At 40.9% G+C, this 2,770-nt stretch carries 2 protein-coding genes; both read left to right on the top strand.

Annotation, left to right across the window (positions count from 1 at the left end):
* On the top strand, positions 1 to 432 hold a 432-nt coding region (locus OM075_RS26620), incomplete at its 5' end, for a hypothetical protein (RefSeq protein WP_301193245.1).
* The gene (locus tag OM075_RS26615; protein ID WP_301193244.1) at positions 429 to 2,756 is read left to right on the top strand and encodes an LPD1 domain-containing protein; all 2,328 of its coding nucleotides are present in this window, start codon (positions 429 to 431) and stop codon (positions 2,754 to 2,756) included. The genes OM075_RS26620 and OM075_RS26615, both read left to right, overlap by 4 nt.
* Positions 2,757 to 2,770 lie beyond the last annotated feature (14 nt).

Raw genomic sequence — 2,770 nt, 5'->3', positions numbered from 1 at the left:
GATAAAGAAGTGGTGAAGCTCCTGGTTAATAATCGGGATGGTTTTGAAATGGTTTCGGGCAATATGAGGGCTTCGGTTGAAGAAAGCAAGATGCCTAAACTTCTTAATCTGCTTGGTGAGCGATTCAGTTTATCGGTTAAAATTCCTCGCCATTATTATGATGAGTTTTTGGATAAAGGAACAAAGCGAAGCAACACAACGGATAGCCTTACTAATGAGGCAATGAAGATGTTTGAGCAAGACAAAAAGGAATTCCCCAAAAGACTGGCCAAACAAAAGCAATCCGCACCTAAAGGTAAAAAGGTAAGCATTGACACAGGCAAGCAATTAAAGCTTGTAAAACTCCGTGCAAAGGCAATCCTGATTAAGCAAAAACAGCTTCGGGCAGTTGCCGGGCTTGGTACTCACCCTAAAATCAAGACCATACTATGACAGAAAAGGAGTTTTACAAAAAGTACAAAGCCATCCACAAGGATATTCGCACCAAAGGAAAATCAAAGGATTCCATCCTAACCAATGGTTTTAAAGAGGGTGTTAATGTTAATGCTTTGCCCATCTATAAAGGTTTTGAGAAAGCAACCGATATTATAGCAACTCGCTACAAACCGAGAAAGGGTGACTTCGTTTGGATATTGCCCAAACATGGATTCATTGAAGGTCGGAATGGCTACAAAACAAAGCAAGGTTACAAGCCAAATCTCAATGATAGTTTCTTTATTATCAGCGATGATTGGACTTTATATGAAAACTACTGTGTTAACTTGGCAACACCCAATGATGACCTTGGTGATATTGATACCGAAGTTGAAAAAGCTTTGCAAGAGAAGCAAAAGAACCGGGAATTTAAAGATGCAGGGAAGCGTGTTCATGGTTCCAGGAAAGAACAAGCCATGTACAACAAGCTTATCAGCAGTAGCGATTTAAACAGCATTGAACAGGACGAAGCGACCGCTATCGAGCTAATTAAAAAGGATAAGGTATTTCCAAAGGTTGACCCACAGGCTGAAAAAGAAAATGGAACGGATTCAGGTTGTGCCTTTCTGAAAGTAAAGGTTCGTCAGGCTTTCCCTGCAAAACCACATGCCAACACCAAAGAAGCCAGGGAGCAATATGTAAAAATGGCAGAAGCTTTTGCAAGTGTTCTTAATGATGCCATTTCAATCACGGATTTACAGCAACTCGATACCATTGCTAATAATGGTGAGATTGTGGGTAAGCATGATTTTGGAATGATATTCGGTAAGGCACTTCGCAATATTGTCTTTACCATTAAGGGTTACCGCACTACATCTGCGGTTAAGGAAACCTACATGAAAGCCCATCAATATTCAGGTATCACCAAAGAACAGGCAGCTCCCCATGCAAAAAAATTGAAAGAATACACCGATAAGCGGATTAAACGCCAACAGGATTGCATTGATTCTGCAAGGCAAATTCTTTCTCCTGCCGATATGAAACGCCACAAGCAAAATGACCTGACTTTTCAGGGAGGTATGTTGAGCAGCGTTCGGACTGTGGAGGACTATGTAAGGTATGTTACTCAGGTTTGCACAAGGTTTATCAATGATGCAAAAAGAGAATACGATGAGCAAAAAGAACGATTCCCTTACATGGAATTTAAACCTGATTGGAGCTGGGCTGAAACAAAGAAAACAAGCAAATCAAAGAGCAGTAGCAAGCCTAAAATAGAAGCCGTACCGCTATCATACATCAAGCGTACAGGCGGTTTGTTGATTGAAGAAGCGGATGAAAATACGGTTATCAAGAAACTTCATTTTAAATCGCTCACATTAGGAAACTATGTGAAGGATGATGAAGCCAGGGAACACATTCGCCACTTTGTTGCAGCCATCGTTGATTTATGCGAGGTGCTTGACATCAACCTATCCATAAACGAAGCCCTGGCTATTGCTTTCGGTGCTTTTGGTCGTGGTGGTAAGGCAATGGCGACTTATTATCCAACACGCCAGCTCATTAACCTGACCAAACGAAACGGTGACGGCTCGGTAGCCCATGAGTGGGGACATTTCTTTGACCATTACCTGAATGGCTTGGAATTATCAACCAAACCGCTACGTTCAGAAAGCTATTTAAATACCATCATTGAAAGTTTAGGCTACCGCAAGAAGTATTTTATAGGTGGTAATTCATCACCAACAAAAGATTGGTTCAAGGATATTCTAAAGACCTCCATTAAAAAGGTTGTGCCAACATTTCAGGAGAGACAATCGGTGGTACATACAAGTATCGTTTCGCTTATCCTAATGCTTCGCTTTGGGTATTATGCTTTGGATGATAAAGCAGTTAGCTACAATGATTTTGATGAGACAAAAAAACGCAGAACCGACAGTTACCTGTATCACCACTCCAAACTTCAAGGTGCTTATTGGAAAGATATTGCAGAGATGTTTGCCCGGAGCTTCGAGTGCTATGTGTACGACAAGCTAAAGGAAAAAAACCGGGTTAATAACTACCTGGTATCAGGTGGAATGTTTTCTCATCCTGTTTATCCGCAAGGTCAGGAACGCATTTACATCAACAAGTGCTTTGATAACCTGATTTATGCAATCAAGGAGCATTTATCCATAAAATCATTTGAGCCATTTACCGATAAACGAGCCGATGAATACATCGACCTGACCGAAAAAGGCAGCGTGAACAAAGGTGTCATAGTGGGCAAAGAGCGCAAACTGAAACTTGCCAAAATCAGGGCTAAAGCAATTCGCATTAAACAGAAACAATTAAAAATATCGTGATATGAAACTTACAG

It is taken from the genome of Plebeiibacterium sediminum, assembly GCF_026013605.1.
In the GTDB taxonomy this organism is placed as follows: domain Bacteria; phylum Bacteroidota; class Bacteroidia; order Bacteroidales; family Marinilabiliaceae; genus Saccharicrinis; species Saccharicrinis sediminus.
The sequence above is the reverse complement of the archived record's forward strand: the minus strand, read 5'-3'. Positions and strand labels throughout refer to the sequence as shown.

Excerpts from the sequence above, each read along its gene's own strand:
- OM075_RS26615 (WP_301193244.1), top strand. The coding sequence starts at position 429 with ATGACAGAAAAGGAGTTTTACAAAAAGTACAAAGCCATCCACAAGGAT.